This window comes from Sulfurovum sp. (assembly GCF_041551015.1).
Taxonomy (GTDB): Bacteria; Campylobacterota; Campylobacteria; order Campylobacterales; family Sulfurovaceae; genus Sulfurovum.
In genome coordinates, this window is record NZ_JBFENQ010000038.1 from 1 (window position 1) to 12971 (window position 12971).

General features: G+C 35.1%; 14 protein-coding genes. 9 read left to right on the plus strand and 5 right to left on the minus strand.

All coding sequences use genetic code 11. The features are described 5' to 3' along the window. Window positions 1-426, plus strand: a 426-nt coding sequence (locus ABZC96_RS03885) for an ABC transporter permease (RefSeq protein WP_373029222.1), incomplete at its 5' end; no start/stop codon positions are given. Window positions 427-439: 13 nt separating this feature from the next. Here ABZC96_RS03885 and ABZC96_RS03890 read toward each other — a convergent pair. Both ABZC96_RS03890 and ABZC96_RS03895 read right to left on the minus strand, forming a co-directional pair. Next, entirely contained in the window at window positions 440-1417 is a 978-nt protein-coding gene (locus tag ABZC96_RS03890; protein WP_373029223.1) for a hypothetical protein, read from the minus strand. A 49-nt stretch (window positions 1418-1466) separates the two neighbouring features. After that, a complete protein-coding gene (locus ABZC96_RS03895; protein WP_373029224.1) occupies window positions 1467-4058 on the minus strand; it encodes an AsmA-like C-terminal domain-containing protein in 2592 nt (863 codons plus the stop codon). Between ABZC96_RS03895 and mltG the strand changes: the two genes are divergently transcribed. Next, the gene (gene mltG / locus ABZC96_RS03900) at window positions 3994-4938 is read left to right on the plus strand and encodes an endolytic transglycosylase MltG (protein ID WP_373029226.1); all 945 of its coding nucleotides are present in this window, start codon (window positions 3994-3996) and stop codon (window positions 4936-4938) included. The genes ABZC96_RS03895 and mltG overlap by 65 nt on opposite strands. A gap of 11 nt (window positions 4939-4949) precedes the next feature. Here mltG and ABZC96_RS03905 read toward each other — a convergent pair whose 3' ends face one another. Beyond that, on the minus strand, window positions 4950-5801 hold the full coding sequence (locus ABZC96_RS03905; protein ID WP_373029228.1) for a DUF234 domain-containing protein: 852 nt from the start codon (window positions 5799-5801) through the stop codon (window positions 4950-4952). Between the two features lie 132 nt (window positions 5802-5933). Here ABZC96_RS03905 and ABZC96_RS03910 point away from each other — a divergent pair, with 132 nt between their 5' ends. The 6 genes from ABZC96_RS03910 (at window position 5934) to ABZC96_RS03935 (ending at window position 10829) form a co-directional block, all read left to right on the plus strand. After that, a complete protein-coding gene (locus ABZC96_RS03910; RefSeq protein ID WP_373029230.1) occupies window positions 5934-6668 on the plus strand; it encodes a helix-turn-helix domain-containing protein in 735 nt (244 codons plus the stop codon). Then, a complete protein-coding gene (locus ABZC96_RS03915) occupies window positions 6649-7350 on the plus strand; it encodes a hypothetical protein (RefSeq protein WP_373029232.1) in 702 nt (233 codons plus the stop codon). The genes ABZC96_RS03910 and ABZC96_RS03915 overlap by 20 nt, the downstream gene beginning before the upstream one ends. Before the next feature lie 97 nt (window positions 7351-7447). Next, on the plus strand, window positions 7448-8755 hold the full coding sequence (locus ABZC96_RS03920) for an ammonium transporter (RefSeq protein ID WP_373029234.1): 1308 nt from the start codon (window positions 7448-7450) through the stop codon (window positions 8753-8755). 36 nt (window positions 8756-8791) lie between these two features. Further along, window positions 8792-9133: a P-II family nitrogen regulator gene (locus tag ABZC96_RS03925; protein WP_373029235.1), complete on the plus strand. Its 342-nt coding sequence runs from the start codon at window positions 8792-8794 to the stop codon at window positions 9131-9133. A gap of 176 nt (window positions 9134-9309) precedes the next feature. Further along, window positions 9310-10476, plus strand: a complete 1167-nt coding sequence (locus ABZC96_RS03930; protein ID WP_373029236.1) for an ammonium transporter — start codon at window positions 9310-9312, stop codon at window positions 10474-10476. Window positions 10477-10487: 11 nt separating this feature from the next. Beyond that, window positions 10488-10829: a P-II family nitrogen regulator gene (locus tag ABZC96_RS03935; RefSeq protein WP_373029237.1), complete on the plus strand. Its 342-nt coding sequence runs from the start codon at window positions 10488-10490 to the stop codon at window positions 10827-10829. A 77-nt stretch (window positions 10830-10906) separates the two neighbouring features. Here ABZC96_RS03935 and ABZC96_RS03940 read toward each other — a convergent pair whose 3' ends face one another. Both ABZC96_RS03940 and hemH read right to left on the minus strand, forming a co-directional pair. Further along, a complete protein-coding gene (locus ABZC96_RS03940) occupies window positions 10907-11464 on the minus strand; it encodes a YigZ family protein (protein ID WP_373029239.1) in 558 nt (185 codons plus the stop codon). Window positions 11465-11476: 12 nt separating this feature from the next. Then, the gene (gene hemH / locus ABZC96_RS03945; protein WP_373029240.1) at window positions 11477-12499 is read right to left on the minus strand and encodes a ferrochelatase; all 1023 of its coding nucleotides are present in this window, start codon (window positions 12497-12499) and stop codon (window positions 11477-11479) included. Window positions 12500-12576: 77 nt separating this feature from the next. On the opposite strand from hemH, the gene ABZC96_RS03950 reads away from it, so the two are divergent. Beyond that, window positions 12577-12971, plus strand: a 395-nt coding sequence (locus tag ABZC96_RS03950; protein WP_373029241.1) for a cytidylyltransferase domain-containing protein, incomplete at its 3' end; no start/stop codon positions are given.

A 12971-nucleotide genomic window follows, 5' to 3' on the forward strand; every position in this document is an offset into this window, starting at 1 on the left:
GAAATGGAGAAAAAAGCACTTTTCCTGGTCTTGCTGCTCATCATCCTTGTAGCATCTCTCAACATTATCTCATCTCTTCTCATGACTGTAATGAGCCGAAGAAGAGAGATAGCCCTTATGCGTACACTAGGTGCCACAAAGGTAGAGATCAAAGCTATCTTCTTTAGATTAGGTCTTATTATAGGAAGTGCAGGTATTTTGGCTGGAACACTACTTGGTGGAGTTGGTATCTGGATACTTACTACTTTTGACATCATCTCTATGCCAGCTGATGTTTACGGTACCTCAAAACTGCCTGTTGATCTCACCTTAAATGATTTTGGACTTATCATTCTAGGGACAAGTATTATTATACTGCTTTCATCCCTCTATCCAGCGAAAAAAGCATCGCAGACGGATCCTTTAACTGTTTTAAGAAATGAATAGATAACAATTCTATCTAATCAAACATATCCATTACAGAGTTTCCATGTTCAAATACATCAAAAAGAGAAGCTTCCTCCTCCTCTTCAAAAATATTAAAAGGTGAGTCATCAAACACACCAAACATTGTGTTATACATTTTAGAAGAGTTATACATCATCCCTGACATAAATTGTGCGGACTGACCAGAATACTTGGCCCCTTGATAGAATTTAGTACCTGTATCCATAATACCACCAAGTGGAGTCGATGCCAAAAAGCTATCATCTTTTTTCTTAGTAGACCCGAAAAGACTAGGTAGTTCTAAATCCATACCTATGGTATTTCCAAATGAGCGTAGGCTATTATTGAGAGAAAAACCTTCATCTTTTTTTGGTTTATCTTCTAAGCGCAATGTTTGTTTGATACTTGACAGTGCACTATCCATATCTAAACCATCTTCTAAACCAAGTTTTTCCTTTACATCATTCATTCTTTTATCTAATGAACTTTCATATTTTGGCACCTGATAGTCGATATTTAATTCTTCTCTTATTTTGTCTAATTTTTTAACTTCAGCACTGGGTTCTTTGATATTTAATTCTTCCCTCATTTTTTTGACTTTTTTCTCTTTAGCACTAAGTTTAGGTGCTTGGATATTTAATTCTCTTCGTATTCTTTCTATTTCACTCTCTTGATTCGTCTCTTTTTTACTATGAGGAGATTGTTTCTTTTTTTGTACCTGTTTGAGATCTAAATTATTAGAATTGTCTAGTGGTTCATCTTCTATACGGTAATGATTCTTTATCTCTTGAAAAGCGTCTTCTTCAGGGGCACTTAATGCCTTTTCCATGGGTAATAGTTCACTGTCTATGCTGCCAGATAATATTTCTGAACTTTCATCTTGTACCGTGTATGGGGTCTTCATGTCTTGTGAAAACCTAGCTTCATCATTATTCAAATCAGCCCAAATAAAAATACTCAGTCCTAGTGTGATTAAAAGAATTTTTTGCATCGTTTTATTCTACCTTATGGTCTAACTAATATCTTCATTATACACTATTTTATTCGTTTATAATATGCTCTGTTGATTCAAGAGCTCTTTTAAGTATTCTCAGAGGCAAAGAGAGAATATCCCCTCCTGCGGATGTCTTGACTTCAGGATTCTCCAACGTTCCCGTAATTTGCAATCCAAAGGTCATACTCTTGTCTTCCCCCATTAAGATATAACCTACAAGAGGTAAACTACCTACTAATTTTCCCAATTCTCGTGCGGACTGGATAGCAAGATTCAAATCAATGGTTTTCTTCTGCAAATCAATTTCACCCACTCCAGCGATCGTTGCTGATTTTCCTTTAATATAGATAGAATCAAATATTATTTTATCTTTTTTAATCATTCTGTATTCAGCTACGCCTTTTTCTATAGTAAACCCTTTAACAGAATAACCTGGGTTACGTAAAGATGCTAAAGCAGGTATAGTATTGATGAAAGCTAAAGCATTATTATAAGCTTTAAAGTCTTTCATCACACCCCCTTCAACAATGATCTCGCCTTTCATGGTTTTCTCAGGATTTCCAGATTTTTTTAGTGAATAGCGTCCATTTTGCAAGCCCTTGAAATTAATCAAAGGGTGAAGTACTTTATCTTTTACACGCAGTGCCTTCATTGAAAGGATATCATTCTTCTTAGAAAACTTTATAATATCACCAGATGAACTACCGATGGCTTTAATATCTCCATTGGGCTTCACTTCTACATCATAACTGTCAGTTACTAGACTATAATCACCATATCTAAGATTACTGTTTTTACCCAAGATAATCAAACTTTTAACCTCTTTGCCTGTATCTTTCTTCTCTGTGTCTTCCTTCTCCAATTTTTTCTTTTGCATATTTAAATATTTTTCAAGATCAAAATTAAGATTGCTAAGTTTGACTCTTGAGTTAGCTTTATTATAATAAAAACGTTTATTAAAGGCATAAAAATCTAAGTCTTTATCTGTAAATTCACCCTCAAAAGGAACTCTTGTTTTACATTGATCATCTTTTTCATAGAGAAAACATGATGTTCTTTTCAACATACCTTTAAATGTATAGGTTTTAAAATCTTTCGTTTTAATCTCCATATCACCACCTTCTTCAAGAGGGCCTGGATCAGGTAAATATGGTTTGATCTTATTTAGATCATTTAAATGGATCGATATTTCTTCTCCATTGTTCGTAAGTTTTATAGCAAGTTTAGGTATCTTGACATCTATGTTTTTTGTATAATCTAATACAAAAGGTAATTTTTGCTCTTTTAAAACAAAGAATTTCTTTTTTTCTTCTCCAAGTGTAATCGTTTTGGCATCAAGAATCAAATCTGCTTTTTTCTTTTGCAGATCTATCTTACCATTTAGCTTACCTTCATATAGCACATCGTTTAGATAGATATCTTTTAAAGTAATAAGGCCCTTTTTATATTGCAGATTACCTTTTTCAACAAGAAGTTTGACTTTTCCCAGCCAGACATCACCTCTACCAAAGTCAACATTTGCAAAGAAATCGTTATAATCATTCTTCAAACCTATATCTGCCATAAACAGAACATTAACTTTCCCGCTTTTTTGATCCAATCCCAAGTCAATATCATATGCCTTCAATAAATTCTGCATAGTCGTATCAAAGGGATTGTCAGCTCTGATTTTAAGTTTTAAGTTCGTATGACTATTGAGTAAATTGAGTATAGAGACGCTACTGCCTTTTAAACTTATTCCTTCATAGGTCGGTTCTTTTAAATCAAAATAGAGTCCACCATTCTCATAGGTCAATAGTAAACTTTGTGCTAAAACCGGTGCTAGATTTTCTTTAAAATGTATTTTAGTATCCGAGAAAAGAATCTTGCCATTTAAGGCATCGAAATCCATTTTAAATGTACTATTTTCTACGGTTCCTTTACCCGTTAAAGAGAGGAGTTTATACTTCTCTGCTTTGACTTTATCTACTACCCAACTTCTCACACCTTCCACAAGATCAAATTTATCAATGATGCTTTTCAAGTCTCTAAAAGTATCACTGCTTAGACCAAAATCTATCTTATTTCCTTCTTTTCGTGCGTTAAATCTTCCGGCTGCATCATACAAGGTAAAAAAACCTTCTGTTGACAATATCTCTTCATGCAGATCATATTTGAACTTTCCACTCATCGTTAGATTATGTTCTTTCAACTTAAGTAGAGGAATGGTTGCTTTTAACATTTTTCCATCACGTCTTACTGACCCTATAATTTCATAATCTTTACTTGAAAGCTCTAAAAAATCATCTTTAAACTTAATACTCATTCTATTATTATCAAAGATAATATTTTTCAGTTCTATAGAATCAAAAAAAGTAAGTGTATATTTGACACGTTCCAGTACTTCAGGAATGTTATCAAAAGAAGGATCTGTTTTTCTTTGAGGGATAATGACATTATCTGCTTTCAATATAAGCTTTTTATCGAGTTTGATGTATAATCCATCTACATTATAATCTGCTACTTTGAATGTATCAAACTTGATACCTGCCAGAAGCCACATAAATAAAGCTATAAAAAGGACAACCAAAAATATGAGTGTATTACGTAAAAGCACATGGATAGCATGGGCAGAAAACATTGCACTGGTTTTGATCATCTCTTTTGCCTTTTATACTACACTACCCATAAAAACAACACGGACACTTTTAGTCCCACAGGGCTCAATTACTCATATTATATCACAGCTGACACAAAAAGGGTATGCTCTAAGCCCTATAGACAAATATATTTTAGTCTTTCTTGGTCAACCTCAAAGTGGCTGGGTAGATATAGGAGAAACCCACTTAAATCGCATCGATTTTTTATATAAACTCACCACTGCAAAAGCCAAAATGGAAGAGATAACGCTTATCCCTGGTGAAACTACAGAACTTTTTTTAATTTCAGTAGCCAATGATCTAAGCCTTGATAAAACAAAATTAGAAGAGTATTATAAAGAGTTTTCAAACTATCCTGAAGCTGCCATCTATGCGGATACCTATTATGTACCATATGGTATCACTGAGAAACATTTCATCCATTTTCTTCTTTCTGAATCTGAAAAAAGATATAAAGAGATCTCCGAAAAAATCTATGGAAACTATAGCACCAAACAGTGGTTAAATATACTTATCATCGCCTCTATCATACAAAAAGAAGCAGCCAATACAAAAGAGATGCCCCTTGTCTCATCTGTTATTTATAACCGCCTTAAAAAAGGAATGCCTTTACAGATGGATGGAACACTGAACTATGGTAAGTATTCACACATTAAAGTGACCCCCGAACGTATCAAAAATGATACGAGTAGATTTAACACATACAAGTATAAAGGTTTACCTCATTCGCCTATAGGGGCAGTCTCTTTTGATGCTATCATTGCAGCGATCAAACCTGCTAAAACAAACTACCTCTACTTCATGAAAAATGCGCAAGGGGTACATGACTTTACTGACAGCTATAAAATGCATCATAAAAATATTCAAAAAGCGCGTTGATCTTAAAAAGACTAAGAGGTAAGTATTTCCAAATCATTCAGGTCAAACAAAAGTAAGTTTGTATCCTGTGTCTGCAACAGCTCATTTGAAAATCCACTCTTGGAAAAAAGTGCATAGACATCCACTTTTATACCTGACTCAAGTGCTTTTGCTTTGAGCTTAGTCAATTCATTTTTACAAACCTTCCTGTCTTTATATTTACACTCTCCCAAAATGATCTTCTTATCTTTACTTACGGCTAAAATGTCAAATTCACTGTGGATATTCCAAAAGCTTCCTCCACTGATCAATGGGTTTTTATCTTCATAGTGTTGTGTAAGAAGTACGTCACAGAGTTGTTCATATACTAATGAACGCAAACGCTCATAGTGTTTCTCAAAGTTTGCTAAAAAAGCATCGCCTTTTCCTAAGGCCAGATCTTTTTTATAATAGGTCACAAAACCAAACCAAAAACGCATAAATGGCTGTACAAAACGTAATTTATCCTGTACCCGGTAAGAACGCTGCTCTTTTTTGAGTTTATGTTTAGGGTGGATACGTAATGGTGATTCTCTAGAAGCTTCAACCTTTAAAATATTTAAATCAACTAACTCTTGCACGATCTGCTCGCCCAGTGTTTCACTAAGCTTGGCTTTTCTAAGTACAGAGTAAAGTTTCCCATCGCCTCTGGCTACTGCCATCAGTATTTCACGATATGGACTTTCTAAAAGGTATGAAGGAGAAACAAGTGCCTGAAACTTTGAGAAGTTTTGTACAAAATTAGACTCCACCATGGAAAAGACATCATCAAAGTAGTCTAACTCTATATTTTTACCTATCCCGCCTAAAATAGAAAAATATTCAACAGCCTGTTCTAATTCCAAATAAGAAAAATGTTGGTAAAATCTCTGAAATGATGCTTTGATGAAATCCCTTTATTCATAAATTAAATTATTTTAACATACTTTTATTTGAATTTTTGTATGATTAATTATTAATCAACACTAAAGAGTATTATGGAAACATTTTTCACCAAATCAGATAAAATACAGCATATCATCAAAAGTTTTAACCTTACCAAGTCACTCTTTGTTTCATCTATCATTATAGGTGAAGCACATACAGGTAAAAAAACACTTGCTCAATACCTTTTCCCAGATACCCCTTTAGTCTCAGGAAACAATCAAAAAGAAGTTGAGGAAGCACTTGAAAACAATGATGAACTCATCATCACTAATTTTGAAAAACTTAGTAATCAAAGTTCTCTTGATTTCAGCAATAAACGTATCATTGCTACAGCAGACTATATGGGAAACCCGGAACTCATTGATGACATTTTTGCTTTTATTTATGCTATGCCATCACTACAGGAACGTCCTGAAGATATTAACTATTTAAAAGAGCTATTTATCAAAGAAGCAAGCTCAACTTTAATGATAGAAGAGAATACATTTGAGTCTGATGACATCCCTCTAAATCTCACTAAAAACACTAAAAGTCTTAAAAGATCCATCTATATACATCTTATGAAACACAGTATTGATGCTCAAGACATAGAAGGCATACTCTACCACTATTTACTCAAGCACCTTGATGGCAATGATGGATATAGAGAACACCTTGGCTTATATGAAAAACCGCTTATAGAAGCCGGCCTAAAAAAATTTGGCTCACAACTGCAGCTCTCTCAGGTTTTAGGTATCAACAGAAATACACTTAGAAAGAAAATACATGAGCACAACATCGATTGATTTTAAATCTTTTATAGAATGGGATAACAATCCTTTTATACTTTTTAGTGATCAGGGAAAAATTCTCTACCTTAATAATGCTGCAGAGATTTTATTTGGGTATGTCACTAAAAAAGAGCTTTATGATGTTGCGTTATCTTATGCACCTCAAAATTTCGGGTATAAGACTACCTCACTGACACTCAATTATGATACCTATATATTTCACGCTATTACAGTAGGATATGAGAATGAAGAACAAATTTCCTTACGCCTATACAACACTCCACGTATTAAATCAAAGCGTAAAATAGAAAAAGATAAACTTATTACAACTGATATCAATATTTTACTAGAAGCGAACATAGCACTTTTTAGAACAAAGAACAGCAATTCTCTTAAGCTTTTAACCGATCATGATCTGCCTGCATTTAAAATAGACCAAAATAATTTTTCTAAACTTTTAAGAAAAACACTGAATGCCTTTAGGTCCTCAGACTCCATTGATATTTCTCTCAAACTACTCTTTGGTCAACATGTAATCATAGAAGGTAAAAAAGAAGCCATCGCTCAACTCGCTATCGTTGCCAATGGACGTTATGCAGATACAGATGAAGAGATACGTACCCTCGCAGAAGTAAGCCAGATCAAATGTATTCTCAAAGAACACTCCATCAAACTTGAAATACCTCTTATTCAATAAGCAACAATATTGATTAAAAATTAATCAACTATCTATAATAAAAAATCATCATACATGTTACTATTGTCTTGTAAAAATTAATTTAAAAGGAAATAGCATGAAATTAAAACTTTCAGCTCTAATGGCAATGTTTTTGCCTATCTTTGCTTTTGCAGAAGATAAACTGGACACAGGTGACACAGCGTGGATGATGGTATCAACAGCATTAGTACTTCTTATGACACCAGCAGGATTAGCACTTTTTTATGGTGGTATGACAAGAAGTAAAAATGTATTGAATACTTACGCTATGGTAATGGGTGCATTTGTACTTGCATTTGTAGTATGGATCATTGCAGGTTACTCTATCGCATTTGGAACAAATGAAAACGCTATGCTTCAAAATGTATTTGGTGGATTTGGTAATGTGATGCTTGATGGTATTAAGTGGACTGACCTTTCTGGTACATACCCTACTTATGTATTTATCGCATTCCAAGGTACATTTGCTGCGATTACTGTAGCTATCGCTTCAGGTTCTGTTATCGGACGTATGAAGTTCTCAACATGGATGGTGATTGTTGCATTATGGGGTCTTTTTGTTTATGCTCCAATAACACACATGGTATGGGGTGGAGACGGTGCACTTCTTTTTGATGCTGGTGCTCTTGACTTTGCTGGTGGTACGGTTGTACACATGAATGGTGGTTTGGCTGGTCTTGTTCTTGCACTCTTAGTTGGGAAAAGAGCCGGTTACCCTAAAGTTGCTATGAAACCATATAGTATCCTTCTTACTGCTGTAGGTGCAGCATTATTATGGTTTGGATGGTATGGATTTAACGGTGGTTCTGCATTTGGTGCAAACGCAATCGCTGGTCTTGCTGTAATGACTACAACTGTTGCAACTGCTGCAGCTGCTGTGACTTGGATGCTTCTTGAGTGGTTTGTCTTTAAAAAGCCAACACTTCTTGGTATTGCTTCAGGTATCATCGCTGGTCTTGTTGCTATTACTCCTGCTGCTGGTTTTGTGAGTGTAGGTGGTGCTTTCGTAGTAGGTATTGTTGGTTCTATCGTTGCATTCTTTGGTGTTGTAACACTTAAGAAAAAACTTGGTTATGATGATTCTCTTGATGCATTTGGTATCCACTTCCTAGCAGGTCTCTGGGGTGCACTTGCAACTGGTCTTCTTGCGCTTGATGATAAAGATCTACTCTGGGATGGTCCACTTAAAGAGAATGGTGACAGAATGGGACAATTCATGGTACAAGTTGAATCAGTAGTCGTAGTTGGGCTCTTTACACTTATCGGTACAGTCATCGTTTACTACATTGCTTCAGCTATCACAGGTGGTGCAAGAGTAGATGAAGAAACAGAATCAGCGGGTCTTGATGAGACTATTCACGGTGAGAAAGTAACAAACGCGTAAGCGTTCGTTACCTCATAATTTATAAAGGATTAACTAATGAAAAAAATAGAAGCAATAATCAAACCATTTAAACTAGAAGATGTTAAAGATGCTCTTGTTGAAGCTGGTATTGAAGGTATGACCGTATCCGAAGTAAAAGGATACGGAAGACAACAGGGACACTCAGAACTCTACAGAGGTGCTGAATATGTAGTTGAATTCATCCCGAAGATCAAGATCGAGATTGTTGTAAGTACGGATGCCTATGCAGATACTGCAATCAAAGCTATCAATGAAGCGGCTAAAACTGGTAAGATCGGTGATGGTAAAATTTTTGTAAGCACCATTGACCATGTTATTCGTATCAGAACAGATGAAACTGACGCTGACGCACTCTAGTCTTTCATAGGGACAAGGCAATGCCTTCTCCCTACCCTTATGATTACTTTTTAATCACTTTTCTTCTGGCTTACTTATAAGAATTTTTCAAACTGCCTTATTTTCGAACAGTATACTCTTTCAATCCTTTTCCATAACAGGTACAATATCAGCACTAAAATATTAGGAAATAAATTATGGAAATAAATTACGTAATAGATACTTTCTTTGCTATCTTTGCCATGACCCTCATCATCTTCATGGTACCAGGTTTTGCAATGCTCGAAGCAGGATTGGTACGAACAAAAAATGTCACTTCTGTACTTACAGTAAATGTAATGATCTATGCTGTAGCATCCATGGCTTTTTTACTCATAGGGTATGAGGTTGCATTTGGAAGCTGGGATCATCAGGATGATATGAGCAAGTGGGCATTTTTTATGTTTCAAATGGCATTTGTAGGTAAAGTAGTAAATATCATGAGTGGTGGGGTTAGTGAACGTTCACGTATCTTACCTTTGGCCGTGTTTACTGTTATAGTAGGAGCATTTATCTATCCAATCATTGTGAACCTCACATGGGGAGCAAACTTTTTATCTGGCACAGCTTTGGATATTTCATCACTTTCTGATCTTGCGGGTTCAACCGTTATTCATTCTACTGGTGGGTGGGCATTGCTTGCGGCTATCCTCATCATGGGACCTAGACGTGGTAGATATAAAGATAATATTGTTCGTGTTATCCCGGCATCTAATATTCCTCTAGTCACATTGGGAGCTTTATTACTTTGGATAGGCTGGTTTGGCTTTAATGGTGGTTCTGTAGGGACTATCAGTTCTAAAGCGGATACAGTAGCACTTACTATTATGAATACTAACACCGCAGGTCTTTCAGGAGCAATCACTGGATGGCTACTTACTTACTTTAGATACAAAAAGTTCGATATTACCATGATACTCAATGGTGCCTTAGGTGGTCTTGTTGCAGTCACAGCTGGACCTGACCAGTATGATATTCATACGCCTATATTGATCGGTGCAATTGGTGGTGCTTTAGTAGTTTTATTTGTACCTATCTTTGATAAATTCAGAATGGATGACCCTGTGGGTGCATTATCTGTTCACTTGGTAAATGGTATCTGGGGTACCCTTGCAGTAGGTATTTTTGTAGCAGATGTAAGCATCTTGACTCAATTAAAAGGTATACTTATTGTAGGTATGATTGTTTTTCCACTTTCATGGATTACAATATACAGTATTAACAAGATCTTTGTACTTCGTGCAGGTGATGAAGAACAACTTGAGGGAATCGATGCCACAGAGTGTGGTATCGAATCTTACCCTGAATTTAAACGTAGTATATAAGGAGATAAAGAATGAAAAAAATTGAAGCAATAATCAAACCATTTAAACTAGAAGATGTAAAAGATGCTCTAGTAGAGCAAGGTATAGAAGGTATGACAGTTTCTGAAGTCAAAGGATACGGAAGACAACAGGGACACTCTGAACTTTACAGAGGTGCAGAATATGTAGTGGAGTTCATTCCCAAAGTCAAGATAGAGATCGTTGTAAGTAATGATGATTATCTAAACAAAGCAATTGAAGCGATAAAAGCAGCTGCTAAAACAGGTAAAATCGGTGATGGTAAGATATTTGTATCTGATATCACTAAGACAATTCGTATCAGAACAGAAGAAGAGGATGAGGAAGCTTTATAAATACTAGATGTATTTACAAAACAGACGAAGACGCTCTGTAGACACATTTAGTGTCTACAGAAAGGACAAAAGGCACTTTAGCCTTTTCCTTCTTTAAATTGTTCTATCTTCTCTTCACTTCCAGTTAATTTCCAAACCACTTTATCCACACCAAAATCACGCTCGTAATTCGTAAGGTTTAATTGTTTAAGTCTATAGAGTGTTTTATCTACTTCATTATACTCTGTCGAAAACATATAGATGATTTCTTTTTCATAAGGGATTAATTTAGCTTCTTTCAATACATCTTTCACAGCCAAAGCATACGCTCTAGCCATACCACCTGTACCAAGCTTTATACCACCAAAGTAGCGTACAATAAGTACTGCACAGTTTATCAGTTCTTCACCCCGTAATACATTCAATGCAGGTACACCTGCACACCCTTTTGGTTCACCATCATCAGAAGAATTCTCAACAATTTGCCCAAATTCATTTAGATACCTTAAAGCATAAACAACATGGTTCGCTTTTGGATGTTGGACTTTTAATTCAACCTGTAAACCTTCATACTTTGATAGTGGTATAAAATGAGTAATAAATTTAGATCGGTTAACTTCAGTAGTATAGATAATTTGAGAAGTGACTGTAACCATTAATTTATAATACTATGATGTGATACTTGTATCATAATTATCTCCTGCTCCACAGCAAAGACATATACTACAGTCAGCACAGGGGAACATAGGTTTTGGTTTTTTTGAAACATATTTTATGATTAGATTTACAAAAGCATCACTGTCATTCATACATTCAGCTACTCTATAATCGTCATATTTAATTTTTTCAGCAATTTCACGATGTTCTATATCCAATTCAAAAAGTGTTTCTGAGTTATCAACGGTAAATGCTAAAGGATAGATGAGCACTTTACGATTTACAGGATTACGTAACACATCAACCAAGTTAGGTTCTAACCAGGCTGCAGAGCCAACTTTAGATTGATACACTAGTTTTACATCTTTAAAGTGTATACCTTTCATCTCTAAGAGTGTTTTAATTGCACTGACATTTGATTCAACTTGACGCTGGTAAGGATCTCCCGCTTTAATAATACTCATAGGTAATCCATGTGCAGACAAGAGCAGATCATATTCACTGGTGTCCTTATTATCTATGGCTTTTTCTATCTGAGCTATATTTGCTTTAATGTAATCTATATCATCGAAATACTGACATGTAGACATTGTAATCTTTGGATAATAATCTAACGCTTTACATCTTGCTACTATATCTTCATAAGAAGAGAGTGTTGTAGTTGTCGAGTATTGTGGATACATAGGAAATAATATAAGCTCTTCTACACCATCTTCTTTACACACTTTTAAAGCATCACTAGCAAAAGGAGGAACATAACGCATTGCAGCATAAACAGGCATATCCAACTTACTTTTTAGTTTATCAATAAGTTGTTGTGTCAAATCAGATAAAGGAGATTTTCCACCTAAATACGTATAACTCTCTTTTGCATCATCTAAACGTTTTGTAATAATAATTTTACGGATCAAGGCACGTGTCATAGGATTTGTTGGTAAAATGTTTTTATCTGAAAACATATTATGCAAAAAAAGTTCTACTTCATCTAAATCATTTGGGCCACCCATATTGAGAAGAAAGAGTGCTTTATTCATTGTCATCCTTTAAAGTCTTGTATCTTAGCATATAAAGTGTAAAATTCATTAATGTTATAACATATAAAGGTTAAATTATGATTATTATTCCTGCGCGTATTGGATCAAGTCGCTTCCCAAATAAAGTCTTAGCAGACATTGGAGGGATGCCTATGGTTGTAAGAACAGCCAAAGCTGTTGAAGATATAGATGATGTGGTTATTGCCACAGACTCACAAGAAGTCATTGACATAGCAAGCACTCATGGAATACAAGCTGTGCTTACATCAGAAAAACATCAAAGTGGTACGGATCGTATCTACGAAGCAGCCCAAAAATTGAATCTAGATGAGAATGAGATCATTATCAATGTCCAGGGAGATGAGCCTTTTATCGAAACTGATGTCGTACAGGCGATATATGATCTAACAAAAAAGAATCAAGAGAATGAGCGTATCATGATGAATTCATGTTACAAAACCATCTCTAATCC

Bases quoted from the DNA above. Each gene is read 5' to 3' on its own strand.
- ABZC96_RS03915 (WP_373029232.1), top strand. From the start codon at position 6,649: ATGAGCACAACATCGATTGATTTTAAATCTTTTATAGAATGGGATAAC.
- ABZC96_RS03930 (WP_373029236.1), top strand. From the start codon at position 9,310: ATGGAAATAAATTACGTAATAGATACTTTCTTTGCTATCTTTGCCATG.
- hemH (WP_373029240.1), bottom strand. From the start codon at position 12,499: ATGAATAAAGCACTCTTTCTTCTCAATATGGGTGGCCCAAATGATTTA.
- mltG (WP_373029226.1), top strand. From the start codon at position 3,994: ATGAGTGTATTACGTAAAAGCACATGGATAGCATGGGCAGAAAACATT.
- ABZC96_RS03925 (WP_373029235.1), top strand. From the start codon at position 8,792: ATGAAAAAAATAGAAGCAATAATCAAACCATTTAAACTAGAAGATGTT.
- ABZC96_RS03940 (WP_373029239.1), bottom strand. From the start codon at position 11,464: ATGGTTACAGTCACTTCTCAAATTATCTATACTACTGAAGTTAACCGA.
- ABZC96_RS03910 (WP_373029230.1), top strand. From the start codon at position 5,934: ATGGAAACATTTTTCACCAAATCAGATAAAATACAGCATATCATCAAA.
- ABZC96_RS03890 (WP_373029223.1), bottom strand. From the start codon at position 1,417: ATGCAAAAAATTCTTTTAATCACACTAGGACTGAGTATTTTTATTTGG.
- ABZC96_RS03920 (WP_373029234.1), top strand. From the start codon at position 7,448: ATGAAATTAAAACTTTCAGCTCTAATGGCAATGTTTTTGCCTATCTTT.
- ABZC96_RS03935 (WP_373029237.1), top strand. From the start codon at position 10,488: ATGAAAAAAATTGAAGCAATAATCAAACCATTTAAACTAGAAGATGTA.
- ABZC96_RS03895 (WP_373029224.1), bottom strand. From the start codon at position 4,058: ATGATCAAAACCAGTGCAATGTTTTCTGCCCATGCTATCCATGTGCTT.